This window comes from Lentilitoribacter sp. JB5-8 (assembly GCF_055693385.1).
Map to the genome: position 1 here is coordinate 1680490 of NZ_CM146332.1, position 14154 is coordinate 1694643.

The 14154-nt window shown below is 45.0% G+C and carries 17 protein-coding genes; 8 read left to right on the top strand and 9 right to left on the bottom strand.

The genetic code is table 11. From position 1 onward, the window contains the following. Positions 1–167 precede the first annotated feature (167 nt). Complete coding sequence (locus ACZ1GZ_RS08030) at positions 168–1100, top strand: MYG1 family protein (protein WP_472667983.1); 933 nt, start codon at positions 168–170, stop codon at positions 1098–1100. Positions 1101–1115: 15 nt separating this feature from the next. On the opposite strand, the gene ACZ1GZ_RS08035 is transcribed toward ACZ1GZ_RS08030, so the two are convergent. Beyond that, on the bottom strand, positions 1116–2081 hold the full coding sequence (locus ACZ1GZ_RS08035) for a calcium/sodium antiporter (RefSeq protein ID WP_472667984.1): 966 nt from the start codon (positions 2079–2081) through the stop codon (positions 1116–1118). Between the two features lie 309 nt (positions 2082–2390). Between ACZ1GZ_RS08035 and pyrE the strand changes: the two genes are divergently transcribed. Both pyrE and ACZ1GZ_RS08045 read left to right on the top strand, forming a co-directional pair. Beyond that, entirely contained in the window at positions 2391–2909 is a 519-nt protein-coding gene (gene pyrE / locus ACZ1GZ_RS08040) for an orotate phosphoribosyltransferase (RefSeq protein ID WP_472667985.1), read from the top strand. Between the two features lie 53 nt (positions 2910–2962). Next, a complete protein-coding gene (locus ACZ1GZ_RS08045) occupies positions 2963–3190 on the top strand; it encodes a hypothetical protein (protein WP_472667986.1) in 228 nt (75 codons plus the stop codon). A 280-nt stretch (positions 3191–3470) separates the two neighbouring features. Here ACZ1GZ_RS08045 and ACZ1GZ_RS08050 read toward each other — a convergent pair whose 3' ends face one another. After that, positions 3471–4586 (bottom strand): pentapeptide repeat-containing protein, encoded by a 1116-nt coding sequence (locus ACZ1GZ_RS08050; RefSeq protein ID WP_472667987.1) that lies wholly within the window; start codon positions 4584–4586, stop codon positions 3471–3473. Positions 4587–4763: 177 nt separating this feature from the next. On the opposite strand from ACZ1GZ_RS08050, the gene ACZ1GZ_RS08055 reads away from it, so the two are divergent. Continuing rightward, on the top strand, positions 4764–5162 hold the full coding sequence (locus ACZ1GZ_RS08055; protein ID WP_472667988.1) for an ACT domain-containing protein: 399 nt from the start codon (positions 4764–4766) through the stop codon (positions 5160–5162). A gap of 16 nt (positions 5163–5178) precedes the next feature. Here the strand turns inward: ACZ1GZ_RS08055 and ACZ1GZ_RS08060 are convergent, their stop codons facing one another. The 4 genes from ACZ1GZ_RS08060 to ACZ1GZ_RS08075 form a co-directional block, all read right to left on the bottom strand. Further along, positions 5179–5796 carry a hypothetical protein gene (locus tag ACZ1GZ_RS08060; RefSeq protein WP_472667989.1) on the bottom strand — a complete coding sequence of 206 codons (618 nt, stop codon included), beginning with the start codon at positions 5794–5796 and terminating at the stop codon, positions 5179–5181. Positions 5797–5860: 64 nt separating this feature from the next. Further along, positions 5861–6355 carry a VOC family protein gene (locus ACZ1GZ_RS08065; RefSeq protein WP_472667990.1) on the bottom strand — a complete coding sequence of 165 codons (495 nt, stop codon included), beginning with the start codon at positions 6353–6355 and terminating at the stop codon, positions 5861–5863. Between the two features lie 3 nt (positions 6356–6358). Then, a complete protein-coding gene (locus ACZ1GZ_RS08070) occupies positions 6359–7501 on the bottom strand; it encodes a hypothetical protein (protein ID WP_472667991.1) in 1143 nt (380 codons plus the stop codon). Next, positions 7498–8355: a 23S rRNA (adenine(2030)-N(6))-methyltransferase RlmJ gene (locus ACZ1GZ_RS08075; protein WP_472667992.1), complete on the bottom strand. Its 858-nt coding sequence runs from the start codon at positions 8353–8355 to the stop codon at positions 7498–7500. Before ACZ1GZ_RS08075 ends, ACZ1GZ_RS08070 begins: the two co-directional genes overlap by 4 nt. Positions 8356–8469: 114 nt before the next feature. On the opposite strand from ACZ1GZ_RS08075, the gene ACZ1GZ_RS08080 reads away from it, so the two are divergent. Further along, positions 8470–10599: a molybdopterin-containing oxidoreductase family protein gene (locus ACZ1GZ_RS08080; protein ID WP_472667993.1), complete on the top strand. Its 2130-nt coding sequence runs from the start codon at positions 8470–8472 to the stop codon at positions 10597–10599. Here the strand turns inward: ACZ1GZ_RS08080 and ACZ1GZ_RS08085 are convergent. Next, complete coding sequence (locus ACZ1GZ_RS08085; protein ID WP_472667994.1) at positions 10596–11411, bottom strand: DUF2189 domain-containing protein; 816 nt, start codon at positions 11409–11411, stop codon at positions 10596–10598. The genes ACZ1GZ_RS08080 and ACZ1GZ_RS08085 overlap by 4 nt on opposite strands. Before the next feature lie 168 nt (positions 11412–11579). On the opposite strand from ACZ1GZ_RS08085, the gene ppk2 reads away from it, so the two are divergent. Beyond that, positions 11580–12542, top strand: coding sequence for a polyphosphate kinase 2 (gene ppk2 / locus ACZ1GZ_RS08090; RefSeq protein WP_472667995.1), 963 nt, complete (start codon positions 11580–11582; stop codon positions 12540–12542). A 42-nt stretch (positions 12543–12584) separates the two neighbouring features. Further along, positions 12585–12824, top strand: a complete 240-nt coding sequence (locus tag ACZ1GZ_RS08095; RefSeq protein WP_472667996.1) for a YdcH family protein — start codon at positions 12585–12587, stop codon at positions 12822–12824. Positions 12825–12878: 54 nt separating this feature from the next. Here the strand turns inward: ACZ1GZ_RS08095 and ACZ1GZ_RS08100 are convergent, their stop codons facing one another. Beyond that, complete coding sequence (locus tag ACZ1GZ_RS08100; RefSeq protein ID WP_472667997.1) at positions 12879–13352, bottom strand: Lrp/AsnC family transcriptional regulator; 474 nt, start codon at positions 13350–13352, stop codon at positions 12879–12881. A 100-nt stretch (positions 13353–13452) separates the two neighbouring features. On the opposite strand from ACZ1GZ_RS08100, the gene ACZ1GZ_RS08105 reads away from it, so the two are divergent. Next, entirely contained in the window at positions 13453–13860 is a 408-nt protein-coding gene (locus ACZ1GZ_RS08105) for a DUF2000 family protein (RefSeq protein WP_472667998.1), read from the top strand. Position 13861: 1 nt separating this feature from the next. Here ACZ1GZ_RS08105 and ACZ1GZ_RS08110 read toward each other — a convergent pair whose 3' ends face one another. Continuing rightward, positions 13862–14146, bottom strand: coding sequence for a GNAT family N-acetyltransferase (locus ACZ1GZ_RS08110; protein ID WP_472667999.1), 285 nt, complete (start codon positions 14144–14146; stop codon positions 13862–13864). Positions 14147–14154 lie beyond the last annotated feature (8 nt).

Consider the following 14154-nt stretch of genomic DNA (forward strand, 5'->3'; position numbering starts at 1 on the left):
TATTAAATGCAAGTCAAATAGCTGTGCGCTTGCCAATGTTATGTGCGTAGTTATGTGCGTTGTGACTTTCTTTCCAATCACATGCCAAGCGTGGGTAAACTTGCTTGGCTTTGAGCACGCTTCACGATAAACAATTTTATAAGATTCTCTTGGAGCCGCGGATTAAAATGACAATTACCCATCTCATCACACATTCTGGCGGCTTTCATGCAGATGAATTGCTGTCATCTGTCATTTTAACCAAGCTCTTTCCTGATTCAGAGATAAATCGCACGCGTGATCGTGAATGGCTTAAACCGTCACCTGAAAAAATCATCTATGATGTGGGCGGGGATTATAATGCTGATAATCAGATTTTCGATCATCACCAGCGTCCTGGACCTTTGCGCGAAGATGGTCAGCCTTATAGCTCTTTCGGCTTGATTTGGACTCATTACGGCAAACAATATCTTGTGGCGCTTGATGTGCCGGAAGGTGATATTGAGGTTATTCATCAGGCCTTTGATCAGGAGTTTGTGCTGCCAATTGATCAGTTAGACAACGGCGCTATAGAGCCGTCTGTTGCGGGACCGTTATCGATACTCACCTTGCCGTCTTTGTTTGATGCAATGAAGCCTGTGTTTGATGAGCCATCACCTACAGCAACAGATGAAGCATTTTTAAAAGCACTGTCCATCGCCCGCACCTTTATTGAAGCGATGATTGCGGATCATGCCGCAGAGCTGCGCGCAAAAGCGATTGTGAATAAAGCGATTTCAGAAGCGGGTGAGGGGCAGATCTTAGAGCTGCCCATGGGGATGCCGTATTTGTCTGCGCTTAACGCGTCAGGCGCCGATCATATGTTATTTATGATCGCTCCGCGCGGTGATGATTGGACGATTAACGGTATTAAGTTAAACGATGGCACCTTTGATCAACGCGCTGATTTGCCAGCCGCATGGGCAGGCCTGACGGATAAAGATTTGGAAGATGCGACAGGCGTAAAAGGGGCAGTTTTTTGCCACAACGCCCGCTTTATTGCCGTTGCCAATTCACGCGAAGCCATTTTGAAAATGGCTGATATCGCGGTGAAAGAGCACAATAAACAGGCGTCGAGCTGACAGGATTTGAACGCCCTAAAAAGATGAAGCGATATAAGCCGTGTAGCCAACTAGCATGAGACCACCACCCCATGTGGCAAGCGGTCTTGCAAGCACAGCCAATATAATCAGCACAATGCTGGCAACCATCATCACCGGAATGTCAAAGTTTAACAAATGCGGATCAACATCCAGCGGATGGATCAGCGCTGTCGTACCCATGATCAAGCCGATATTAAAGATGTTGGAGCCCACAACATTCCCCAAAGCCACGCCACCAGATTTGCGAATGGCCGCCATCACAGATGTAACCAGCTCAGGAAGCGAAGTGCCGATAGCCACAATGGTCACACCGATAATGGCTTCTGAAATATCAAGGCTGCGGGCAATTTCCTCCGCGCCTTCAACGGTGAAATAAGCGCCAAGCGGCAAACCGATTATGCCAATCACCAAAAACAATGCGATCTTCTTATAATCAGAGGTTGATTCCGGCATATCGTCGAAATCTTCAAGCTGTTCTTCTTCGGCGCGTTGACCCTTCACAGATCGGCTGATGCGTTTGGCTTTGAAAAACTGATAAGTCAGATAACCAACGATACCGGCGAATAAAATACCACCTTCGATGTGGGTGATCTTAAGATCAGTATACATGAACCAAATGAGGGCGAAGGATAAAGCCATCATGATAGCAAGCGAGGCGCGCATGCCTTTCGCTGAAATAGCTAATGGCGCGATGATTGCCGGTGCGCCAAGAACGAGGAGGATGTTAGCAGTGTTTGAACCAATGACATTTCCAAGCGCAATGCCGGGTGCTTCGTCAAGCGCGGCTTGTACGGATACAAACAGCTCAGGCGCGGAGGTTCCAAAGGCAACAATAGTCAAACCAATGATCAACGGGCTAATGCCCAATTGCTCGGCTAAAGATACAGCGCCTCTGACCAGATAATCACCGGCAAAAACCAGCACAACCAAGCCAATGGCTAGCATCACAACGCTTAACATCTAATTCCCCTAACAGTTTTGGCGCCCGCCACACAAGTGAGCATGTTCCATCTATTCCCTCATGACGCAAGCTCGGTTCGCACCAATATGGGAACGAAAAATAAAATCACAATGCAGATTCTAGATTTTTTTGAAAAAAATGGAAAAATAAGAATTAAAGTCTCATTTTTAATCGTTTAATGTCAAAAATTGAGAATTTCCGTGATATATCTTTTCGGGGATATCAGCCTTGATACAATAGCCATAAGCGCGATCAAAGTGTTATAGACGTTTAAACACAGGATCTTGCTGCTAGAGGATAAAACTTTCATGGAACATGCAGAACTCGCCCAAAAGGTTTCTCAAATTGCCTCACTCACAGGCCAGTTCACTTTGCGCTCTGGCATCGTATCTGAGCGTTATTTTGATAAATACCGTTTCGAAGGTGATCCGGTACTCTTGCGCGAAGTTGCCAAAGGCATGTTAAAGCTTATCCCATCAGACACTCAGATTTTGGCAGGACTTGAGCTTGGTGGTGTACCTATTGCAACGGCGATGTCGCTGGAATCTGGATTGCCAGTTGCTTTTGTACGCAAGGAAGCCAAAACTTATGGCACATGCCAAGCGATTGAGGGGCAGGTCGTCAAAGGGCGCAAAGTCTGCTTCGTGGAAGATGTGATCACCACAGGCGGCGCGGTTGCCGATGCGCTTGAATTATCACGTGAAGATGGCGCAGATGTATTAGCCGTTGTCTGCGCAATCTGGCGCGGTGAGGGCGCGCCAAACATCAAAAAAGCCCCAGGCTTTGAAGTGCGTCCACTGTTCACGCGGGAAGATCTTGAAGGCTAAATTGAGTGCTCTTGGTCTTGATCAAAGCTGCCAATTGGCATTAAACTTTAAGCATGTCGTATATACTATTCGCTCTGGGACTATATCTAACCGCCAAGGCGGGCTGGGAGATCTATCTCTACTTCAATGATCGCTCAATGTTTGAGCGTATGCGCGCTGATGTGGAAGCGGGCGAATTTGGTGAAGGCGAAGATATCGAAAACCCAAGCTATTTGTTCTTTGCTTATCCGTTTTTAATCGGTATCTGCTTTTTCATCGGATATCTGTTCTACATTTCGTAATAATCGAAAAAAGAAAAGCAAGGCCGGTGGCCTCAATCAGGGAGGGTGTTCACATCCGCCGAGATTGGCTGCGGCATTTGCGAACACGCCATGAGCCAACTCACCATGAACCAACTCAAAAGTGATTGCCCAGCCTTGCTTTCAGAGCCATGGTCAAAACGCCCTAAGACCACAGCATCCCCCCTAAGGAGTTGCCGTAAACATAAGGACAAATCACAGGCCTGCTTTGATCTAAATCAAATGATTTGTGGAATGTCAGGTGGGGGGATATCGATAACCATCAGCTATTTTTTAAGTTTTGAAGATAATCTTCATCTACGTTTATTGCTTCAGACAACTGTGCGTGCGTCAGTCCAATTGCGTCTTTTAGATCAACTCCAAGCAGATCGGTTTTTGACAAGTCTGCGTTTGTGAAGTTGGCGAACTTCACATTGGCACTTCGTAGATTTGCTGCTGACAAGTTTGCATTTGCCAAGTTAGCGTTAAACAGATCTGCAATATTAAGATTGCTTCCCCAAAGATCTGTATTTCTTAGATCTGCAGATATTAACTTTGCATTCTCTAGGTTGGCTTGCGCGATAGAACTATTTTGCAAATTGGCATTTTCGAGGTCAGCATTTTCAAGATCACTTCCAACGAGGTTTGCGTTTGATATCAAAGTTGAGTTCAGATTTGCTGATCTAAAATCAGAGCTTTCCAAATTCGCACCAGTTAGGTTTGCCTCAGAAAGATCTGCTTCCGTCAAAAAACTATAGACCATTTTAGCATCTGTTAGTACTGAGTTGTTTAAATTAGCATTTACTAGGATTGCGTTTGATAAATCAAAATTTGTAAGGTCATAACCTGATAAATTAGCGCCTTGTAAGTTTACTCCCAACAGACTTATGGTTTCGAAAATATTCGAATTTGCGTGATGATCTAAAGAAGATTTCAAGTCAATTTTGGATAATACAGTCAACGCTGTCTGAACGTCTCTCATTATTACTGGAGTCGTATCCTCATTTGATTGCTCTTTTATAAAAGTCCACAGTGTTTGTGTGGCTAAGTCTAAATAATCATCATGGTTTTTTTCCATTAATTCCCCGAGCATTAGAACGCCAGCCTGTCTTACTGTTAGCTTATCACTTCCCAGCATGAAAGAAGCTTCTTGAAACCTTCCAGCATCAAGTCCGCGCTCAGAAGTTTCCGCTTGTTTCATAGCTGAACGCGCTTGATTGATCCCAGTTCGAGATTGAACGTGCATGATATAGGATCTCCATGTGGCAAATAAAAATCCAATTACTGCAACAGCTAATAAACCAATATTCCTGAAAGCTGGATCGCCCGCTAATTGCCAAAAGGTTGTTTCGCAACCTAATGAAAGTAGCGTGCTTTCTTGTAGTAACGGGCAATACAAATCATTCTCCTTTTTGGAGAAAGTCTAGAAAACAAAATTTAGAAATACAATTTAAAGTTAAGTTAATCCTCTGAAATCAACTCATACAGATTTGCTTTGAGTTCTTTTGCCAATTCCACATCATTTGCTGCTCCTTCACACCCGTGATATGCAGCTTTTGTTAAATGGGAGCGCGTCATGTCGGGTGAGATAAATCTAAAAGCATTGCTGAAAACGCTGAAGGCGAAATTGGTTGATGGCACTTATGTGTTTGTCACAATTAATCCCGAAGACGAACCATCAGGACTTAACCCCCGCATGCGATTTGATGAGGCTGAAGGCGTGACGTTGATTATGCTGAAATCCGAAGCGGAGGCGCATAATCTGCCATATGAATTCCCCTCGCGCATGATCACGCTTGATGTGCACTCATCGCTTGAAGCGGTTGGGTTTATGGCTGTAATCGCAACGGAACTTGCAAAAGAAAATATGGGTGTGAACCCCGTTTCAGGCTTTTATCACGATCATATTTTTGTGCCCGAAGGCCGAGAAGAAGATGCGCTCAAAGTGCTCGAACGCATCGCGCGTGAAGCATAATTTTCGAAATCCAGTCCTATTCAAAATCAATGCGGACGAGATCTAAAAATTCTTCATGATTTTCGACCAATTCATCCGTGAGTTCTTGACCGAGCGCATAGGTGATCAGCTGCACGCTGGTGGTTTCAGAAATCATGATCGTATAGGCATAAACGAGCTTTAAACCATCAAGGCTGGTGGCCATTGCAACAAATGTTGCGTCCTGACCAAACTCTTCACCCTCGGTGGTATCGATAATGATGATATCTTCTTTTTTGACGCCGCCAGCAATTTGGTTGTCATAAATTGCATTGCGCATAAATTCGAGCGTCATGCCGTCTTTTGTGCCAACTTCTTCTTCAATGATCATCGCATAATTGCGGTCATCTTTTCTAAATTGCCCCAATAATTCATTGTTGGCTGCTGCAATTTGCTCATAGGTCGTGGAGCCTTTGCAAAAATCAATGCGGTTGGATAGCGCCTCGCAGGCGGAGCTCACCTCAGTGTCACCCTCAAATTTCCAAGTGTTGTCATCAAATAATATGACGATTTTGCCATCGATAAGCGCTTTGCCAATTTCGCTTGCGCTATGGCTTGCACCGCTTAAAAACAACGATGTGCATACCAACGCAACAATTAGTTTGACCAGTTTCATTTGCCCCTCCATATCTGTTTCTCAAAAGCTAGCAGGGGTGATGAAATTATGCAATTCGGCAGCTTTATAAAGCGCGATAGCCAAGGTCTTGCGAAAACATAATGAGATACCCATCAGGATCGAGCGCGAAATATTCACGCCCGCCACCTTGTCGGTCACCCAATTTGCGCCAGATTTCACGCGGATTTGGAAATGTGTTCCCGTCGCTATCCAAATGCGGAATATCGTAATGTGTTAGCTTTCGGGCTTCCATGGCCTGGATAATCGGATCAATGCTTTCGACATTAATCTGAAACATCACCCCTTGACCAAAAGGTTGTTCCATTTTGCCAGTTTCCCATTTTTGATCGTCATGGCGTTGGCTCAGCATGATCTGCGCACCTTCTTTTCGCTCGAGATAGGCAAACTTTTCATCAGGTCGCTGATAGGCAATTTTAAAACCAAAGATGTCACACCAGTGCTGCAAACTTTTTTGAAAGTCTGTCACCAGGATCTCAGGTTTTAACGCTGCAAAACCAGATTTCGGTGGGGCGCCATTTGCATTTTGATCATCGGTCAAAACTTAATCCAGTGCTGGTCTTTCATCTTTCAGTCTTTCAAGGCGTTCATCTGAAATAAACGGTCCGGCGAGAAACGGAATAAAATCAAATTTATAGACCTTTTCTGAGCTGAGAACATATTGCCGGTGAATGCGCAACAGGTCTCCTTTGATCCGCTTATAGCTTGATTTTTTCAGCTGGTGTTTAAAGCGAATGAAGACTTTGTGCACTGGTTTGTCAGGTGCTTGAAAGCCAAATATTGCAACTGGATCTGTTTTATAAAAGCTCACGACATCGGTTAAACATTGTATTTCAAGCCATGTGACCGAAGGATTGCGTGCAATCAGTTCTAAACGGCTTCGCACTTTATGCGCTGGCTTTGCCAATGCACTTTGCAAGACGCATCCGCCAAGCTGCGAAAAGATTACTTTTTTACCGTCAAACAAATCCGGATGTTTCTCAAGCAATGCGCCAATGACATGCACCCCTGTGCTGCCTCCCATGGAATGTGTGGTGATCAAAATCTCATCGCAGTCCTGGTCGATATGTTGTTTCACCGCGATCTGAACATCATCAAGCCAAGCATTGACTTGCGGGTCGTTTAATTTGACCATCGCCATGGTGTATCGCCAATCTGCAAATAACAACATGGTATGCAGTCGATTGCATAATGGCAGATATAAATAGATAAACGCTGCAATGCTTAAAGGCAGCGACCAAAGCATGTTGAACGGATCACCAAAGCTGAGAATCTGACTTATATAATAAATCCCAAAAAGCCCGATACCTATCAGTGCAAATGGGGTAATTGCGAACATACCAAAGCGCCAAGCATGTTTGAAATAGCCAAACAAAGCGCCGTTAAACAGGATATCAAAAAACGCGCGATACCCCTTTAAAAGCTGGATAATGAGCGGTTCTTTGCCATAGTCTAAAATACGTTCACTAACTTCTGCGATAAAAATATTGGTGTCTGCCTCCCAATCCTTGCCGCGCGCATTGATCGAAAAGCCATTGGTATCTTCATCAAATTCAGAAACTTGAAATTCACTGCCCCAAACCTCACTTGCCTTTTCCGATCCTTTTAAAAAACGCCGATGATGTTGCGCCGAATTTAAAGGTTCAAAACCGGGGAAGTGGATGTGTTGGCGTTTGATACTGGTCAAATTTTACCATCCTCGCCAACCAGAACATTCACGCGCCAGCCACTGTCATCCCCCTGACTTAGAATTTTTGCCATTTCGGGTAGGATAATGCGCAGCTCATTGACCAGCGTAAACGGCGGATTGACGATGACCATACCAGAACCATTTAATGATTTTTGACCATCTTTAACCCAAAGCTCGGTTACGATTGTATTGGGATGGCCAACAACATTGGTCATGTCGTGGTTAAATTCTTTCATCTCAAGCCCATGCTTGATCGGGTACCAAAAGCACATTGTGCCCGTTGAAAAACGTTCCAATGCTTCACCTGCACCACGCACCATGCGGAAGAAATCACCTTTTTCTTCAAAGGCGGGGTCAACAAGCAAGATACCGCGTTTTTCCTTTGGTGGCAGGTTTGACTTTAACCCCGACCAGCCGCTGATTTCTTGTGTCTTTACCTGAATGTCACCCGCAAAGTGCTTTGACAGGGTTTTAAAATCCTCCGGGTGCAATTCGTTGAGTGTCAGTCGGTCCTGTTTACGCATCAAATAGCGCGCAAGCATTGGCGAACCGGGATAAAACTGCAATTTGCCATCAGAATTATAAGCTTCAACCGCGTTAAAATATGGCTCAAGAAGCTCTTTGGCTTTCTTCGACCATTGCGCCTCTAACAAGCGGCCAATACCATCTTTCCATTCTCCGGTTTTTTGCGCTTCTTCTGATGAAAGATCGTACATACCAGGGCCTGCATGCGTATCGATTATGCGAAACGCTTTGTCCTTACGTTGCATATAGGTGATGATTCGCGAAAACACTGTATGCTTGAGACAATCGGCAAAATTGCCCGCGTGATAAATGTGACGATAATTCATAAAATTAATTGATTTCTATATCTAAAATTTTGGCTATTGGTTTTGAAAATCTTCTATACACTAATGAAGTGATTGTCATAAGAGGGAATCGCGGCCAAAAGAGGAATTGATGCCATGAATGTCAGTATTGTCAAAAACCAAGCCAAAATATTGCATTCTGCCTGCCCGCATGATTGCCCTTCAACATGTGCGCTTGATGTGGAAATCACTGAGGATGGCAAAATCGGCAGATTACGCGGATCGGCCGATAATTCCTATACCGCGGGTGTCATTTGCGCCAAAGTTGCGCGATATTCCGAACGTATGTATCACCCAGACCGTTTGCTCAAGCCATTGATCCGAAAAGGTGAAAAGGGTGGCGGAGATTGGCACGAAGTCGATTTTGAAGATGCGTTAGATCTGATTGCTGAAAAATTTATCCAAACCGAACAACGCCATGGTGCCGAGAGCATTTGGCCGTACTATTACGCTGGTACGATGGGCATTGTGCAAATCAATTCAATCCGTCGTTTAACCTATGCCAAGCGCTATTCGTCCATGCATGGCACTGTCTGCATCACTCCGGCTTGGACTGGGTTTGCTATGGGCACAGGAGCTGTGCGCGGTGTTGATCCGCGTGAAATGGCCAAATCAGATTGCATCGTAATTTGGGGCACAAATCCGGTCTCCACTCAGATCAATGTCTGGACACACGCTTCTAAAGCGCGAAAAGCCCGCGGCACCAAAATTGTTGTGATCGACATTTACGATAACCCGACGATGAAGCAAGCCGATCATAAGGTGATCTTAAAACCAGGAAGCGATGGCGCTTTGGCTTGTGCCATCATGCATATTTTGTTTCGTGATGGATTAGCAGATTGGGACTATCTGAATGAGTTCAGTGATGATCCAAAGGGATTGGAAGCTCATCTGCGCACAAAAACACCGCAATGGGCTTCGAAAATAACGGGTCTTCCGGTTGAAGAAATTGAAGACCTAGCAAAACTTATGGGCAATACAAAGCGCACCTATTTGCGTCTTGGTTATGGTTTCGCACGCCAGCAAAATGGTGCGGTAAACATGCATGCTGCGCTTTCAATCGCAACTGTGCTGGGCGCATGGCAACATGAAGGCGGCGGAGCGTTCCACAATAATGCGGAAATTTCATCGCTCGATGCATCCTATGTTACCGGAACCAAAATGTTGGATGAAGATGCCCGCGTTATGGATCAGTCCAAGATTGGACGCGTTTTAACCGGTGATGCTGACGCGCTTTTAGGCGGGCCGCAAGTGCACGCCATGCTTATTCAAAACACAAATCCGGTTAATATTGCACCTGAACAACGGCGGGTGCGTGAAGGCTTTATGCGTGAAGATCTCTTCACCGCAGTTCACGAGCAATTCATGACTGATACAGCAAAGCTTGCTGATGTGGTGTTGCCCGCAACAATGTTCTTAGAGCATGATGATATTTATAAAGGCGGCGGGCATCAGCATGTTATTTTAGGTCCCAAGGCCGTTGATGGCCCAACAAACGAACTGGGTGGTCCGCGCGAAAATCTTTACGTGATTGATGGCTTGGCAAAACGCTTGGGGCTTGGAGATCGCGAAGATTTCAATATGACAGCGCGCCAGCACCTTGATCGTATTTTGGCAGATTCTGGTTATGGCAATTATGATGAATTCGCTGCAAAAAAATGGATTGATGAGCAACCTGATTTTGAAACGTCGCATTTCTTAAATGGCTTTGCGCATGAGGATGGCAAGTTCCACTTCAAGCCGAATTGGAAAGAAACGGAAACCATCAATCTGCCGCCAAAACGTCTTGGTCGCATGGGGGATATCGATCTCCTTCCAGAATTTCCTGATCATTTAGCTTCGCCTGAAATTGTTGATAATGAACATAAATTTCGTTTCGCGACATCACCGGCACGGGCATTTTTAAATTCGACCTTTGCTGAAACGCCGAGTTCAATTAAGCAAGAGGGTGGACGACCCGAAATTTTGATACATCCTGATGATGCGGGCGATTTGAATATCAGTGAAGGCGATTTGGTCACCATTGGTAATGATCGCGGTGAAGTTTCTGTCCATACGCGCTTCTTTGATGGTGTTCGCCGCGGTGTGCTCATTCAGGAAGGTTTGTGGCCCAATTCTAGTTTTGTGAACGGTGAGGGGATTAACACCCTTACAAGCGCAAACAGCATTGCGCCCTTTGGTGGCGTTGCTTTCCATGACAATAAGGTTTGGCTTAAAGCTGGTTAGTTTTGAGGTGCTCTGAGCGCACTGTCATCGATGACACGCTCATATAAGTGCCATGTCACATGACCTAATATTGGCAAGACGAAAATGATGCCAATAAAGACAGGTGCCAGCGCAACAAAAACCAATACTGCGATACATGCGCCCCAAAACAACATAACGATTGGGCTTGTATGAACTGTTTTCACACTCAAAATCATGGCTGAGATAAAGTCGATTTCTTTGTCCAACAAAAGTGGCATAGAGATAACCGTCAGACTGAACAAGACCGTTGCAAGAACCGCGCCCACAAGTGTGCCAATAGTAATAAATAAAATCCCATTTTGTGTGGTGGTGATGACATCGATAAAGTTATCAAGCGACGAAAAGCTCTGCCATTGCAGAAATAGTGCCAGTAATAGCCGTGCCTGATAAATCCAGATCCAGAAAACAAAGAGCACCACAAAAGACATCCAGCCAAATTCGCGCTGCTGCTGTTTGAAGATCACCAAAAATATGTCTTTCCAGGTAAAGTCTTCTCCCTTTTTCATTCGCCGCGACATTTCATAAAGACCCACGGCAACGAAAGGAGCAACAAGCGGAAAACCAACCGCTGCTGGCAGCGTCATCCAGATGCTGTCAAACACCATAAAGCCAAGCACGAGTATGATGCCAAAGGCTGCATAAACAAAACCGAAAAACATGGATAAAAGGGGTCTGCGAGCAAAGTCTTTTAGACCAGCCGATAATGCGGCCTTAATGTCGTCTAACGTTGCTTGTTTGACTTTAAGTGCCTGTAGCATGCTCAAAGGCTGGGAGTTCTGGTTCGTTGTCATCAATATCTCCTCAAATTTCTCGCGCTTTATAAATCAGCGAGGCGGTCTCCTCATCGCAACGCTTGGCTAAGTATCGGATAAAAACCATCGATAAAAATTGATCTGGATCAAAGAAAGGAAGCAGAGGCAGCGGTAAACTCATCAAAACAGCAGCTGAAGGGGATAAAAATGGTCGAACAGTTAGATAATCTGACCCAATTGGTTGATGACAAAGATACCGCGCAACAAGATGAGCAAATCGGTACGCCAATAGGTTCTCACCCGCACCATGGTGAGAAACCGCGCACTGCCGATGATATCCGACGGATCTTTGAAAACGGCGAATATCCCTATGCGCGCAAGATGAAAAAACTGGTCTATGAGCGTAAAAAAGCTGAGCTGCAGGTTGAGCTGTTAAAGGCCCAGGATTGGATCAAATCATCTGGGCAAAAAGTCGTGTTGTTGTTTGAAGGTCGCGACGCTGCCGGAAAAGGCGGCACGATCAAACGTTTTATGGAGCACCTAAACCCACGTGGCGCACGCGTCATCGCACTTGATAAACCTTCTGAACGAGAAAAATCACAGTGGTATTTTCAACGCTATGTCCAGCATTTGCCAGCTGCAGGTGAAATGGTTCTGTTTGATAGGTCTTGGTATAATCGCGGTGGCGTGGAGCGGGTGATGAATTTCTGCTCGCCAAATGAGTATCTTGAATTTATGCGCCAGGCACCAGATTTTGAACGTATGCTCACGCGCTCGGGCATCTTGCTTTTCAAATATTGGTTTTCGGTCACACAAGATGAGCAAATGCGCCGATTTAAATCGCGCGAGTTGGAGCCGCTTAAAGCTTGGAAGCTATCACCCATTGATCGCCTGTCATTAGATAAGTGGGATGATTATACTGAAGCAAAGGAAGCAATGTTCTTTTACACAGACACTGCAGATGCGCCATGGACGGTTGTTAAATCTAACGACAAAAAACGCGCCCGCCTAAACTGTATGAAACACTTTTTGGCATCCATTCCTTATCCCAACAAAAACGAGAAAATCGTTGGAAAACCCGACCCGCTAATTGTCGGGTCCAGCAGTGACGTCATTGGCCGTTCGCAACACATTTTGGGCAAAACATTACATCCAGACCAAAAACGCTGATGAATAACTTATTGAATACAATAAACAATTTGGGGAATACAAATGTCACACACACCGCATGAGTTGGCCGAAGAATTTCCAGATCATACTGAGCAATTGCATGATCTAAAAATGAATAATGCGCATTTCGTAAAATTGGCAGAAATGTATCATGACGTGAACCGTGAGATACATCGCATCGAAACAGGCGTTGAAGCAGCGTCTGAAATTCACGAAACCAGCCTTCGAAAACAACGCCTCATGCTAAAGGATCATATCGCGGAGATGCTGGATAAAGTCTAGCTGTCACCGCACTAGGGCGCCGGCAATTGGGAGCTTGCCGGCGTTTTAGGTATTTTATACTAAGTTGAGTGTCTTGGTCATATCTCGCTGGATTACACGCTCAAAAATGATTGATGTTTCTATGCGCTGAATTTCTTCGCGAGATGAAAACTTTTCAATCACCACGCGATGCACATGATTCGTATCGCGCGCAACAATTTCCACAATTGCATCAAACTTTCCGGTCACCATCCAACCGCCTTTAACTTCTGCAATATCAAGCAGCCGATTTAAGAATTCTTCCAAGTCGCTTTTGCGATGCTCCGCCAATTGAATGAATAAGAGTGCTTTAATCGGCAGGCCAATCTTATCAAGATCAATATCAGAGTAACTGCCTTGCAACACACCACTTTCATACAGCCGCTTCACGCGCTCATGTACGCTTGAGGGCGCTAAATTCACATCAGCGGCGATCTCTTTATTGCTGATCCGAGCATTATTCGACAAAAGTGTCAAAATGCGCAGATCAATTCGGTCAAGTTCAGACATATATAAATTTTTCCGTAAATCATTCGTTTGAAAATTGATAAACCAAATAATATTCTAAGGAAAGAATGAATTACTGAATAATTAGAATGGAATATCAAATATGTTCGATACCAAGATCGCGATCATTGTGCGTGAAGATCTCATGTCATGGCAGAAGCTAAATGTCACAGCGTTTTTATCTGGTGGTTTGGTCGGGCAAAACCCTGATCTGGTGGGTGAACGATATCAAGATGGTAGCGGGCAAAGTTATAGCTCACTCATCATCCAGCCCATCATTGTTTTAACAACGGACGCAAACGGCATGGCCAAAATTCACAATCGCGCGCTGGGTCGAGGAGTGGATATAGGAATTTATGTCGAAGAGATGTTTGTAACCGGGCATGATGCCGCCAATCGGGCGACTATTTCGGAATGCCCAACAGAAGATTTGAAGTTGGTTGGTATCGCGATGCGAGCTGACAAAAAGATTGTCGATAAGATCACCAAGGGAGCAAAGATGCATCCGTAATTTACGTTAGCAGATCGCTCCATTCAGGATGGCGTTTGAACCACACGGCGGCATAGGGGCAAATGGGCGTGATTTTCTTGCCCGCAGCCCGTGCTTCATGGGCTGCATGTTGCACGAGTTGGGCCGCGATACCACCACCACGAAATTGTGGCGGTACACCCACATGATCAATGACCATTATGTTTTCACCAGCATTTATAAAGGTCAATTGAGCTTCTGAACCATCGCCTATTTTCTTCACATAACGGCCTTTATTGTTGCCGGTTTCTTCAAGAATAATCGTCATAGATGCTC

Excerpts from the sequence above, each read along its gene's own strand:
- ACZ1GZ_RS08030 (WP_472667983.1), top strand. The coding sequence starts at position 168 with ATGACAATTACCCATCTCATCACACATTCTGGCGGCTTTCATGCAGAT.
- ACZ1GZ_RS08035 (WP_472667984.1), bottom strand. The coding sequence starts at position 2,081 with ATGTTAAGCGTTGTGATGCTAGCCATTGGCTTGGTTGTGCTGGTTTTT.
- pyrE (WP_472667985.1), top strand. The coding sequence starts at position 2,391 with ATGGAACATGCAGAACTCGCCCAAAAGGTTTCTCAAATTGCCTCACTC.
- ACZ1GZ_RS08045 (WP_472667986.1), top strand. The coding sequence starts at position 2,963 with ATGTCGTATATACTATTCGCTCTGGGACTATATCTAACCGCCAAGGCG.
- ACZ1GZ_RS08055 (WP_472667988.1), top strand. The coding sequence starts at position 4,764 with ATGTCGGGTGAGATAAATCTAAAAGCATTGCTGAAAACGCTGAAGGCG.
- ACZ1GZ_RS08060 (WP_472667989.1), bottom strand. The coding sequence starts at position 5,796 with ATGAAACTGGTCAAACTAATTGTTGCGTTGGTATGCACATCGTTGTTT.
- ACZ1GZ_RS08075 (WP_472667992.1), bottom strand. The coding sequence starts at position 8,355 with ATGAATTATCGTCACATTTATCACGCGGGCAATTTTGCCGATTGTCTC.
- ACZ1GZ_RS08080 (WP_472667993.1), top strand. The coding sequence starts at position 8,470 with ATGAATGTCAGTATTGTCAAAAACCAAGCCAAAATATTGCATTCTGCC.
- ACZ1GZ_RS08085 (WP_472667994.1), bottom strand. The coding sequence starts at position 11,411 with ATGACAACGAACCAGAACTCCCAGCCTTTGAGCATGCTACAGGCACTT.
- ppk2 (WP_472667995.1), top strand. The coding sequence starts at position 11,580 with ATGGTCGAACAGTTAGATAATCTGACCCAATTGGTTGATGACAAAGAT.
- ACZ1GZ_RS08095 (WP_472667996.1), top strand. The coding sequence starts at position 12,585 with ATGTCACACACACCGCATGAGTTGGCCGAAGAATTTCCAGATCATACT.
- ACZ1GZ_RS08100 (WP_472667997.1), bottom strand. The coding sequence starts at position 13,352 with ATGTCTGAACTTGACCGAATTGATCTGCGCATTTTGACACTTTTGTCG.
- ACZ1GZ_RS08105 (WP_472667998.1), top strand. The coding sequence starts at position 13,453 with ATGTTCGATACCAAGATCGCGATCATTGTGCGTGAAGATCTCATGTCA.
- ACZ1GZ_RS08110 (WP_472667999.1), bottom strand. The coding sequence starts at position 14,146 with ATGACGATTATTCTTGAAGAAACCGGCAACAATAAAGGCCGTTATGTG.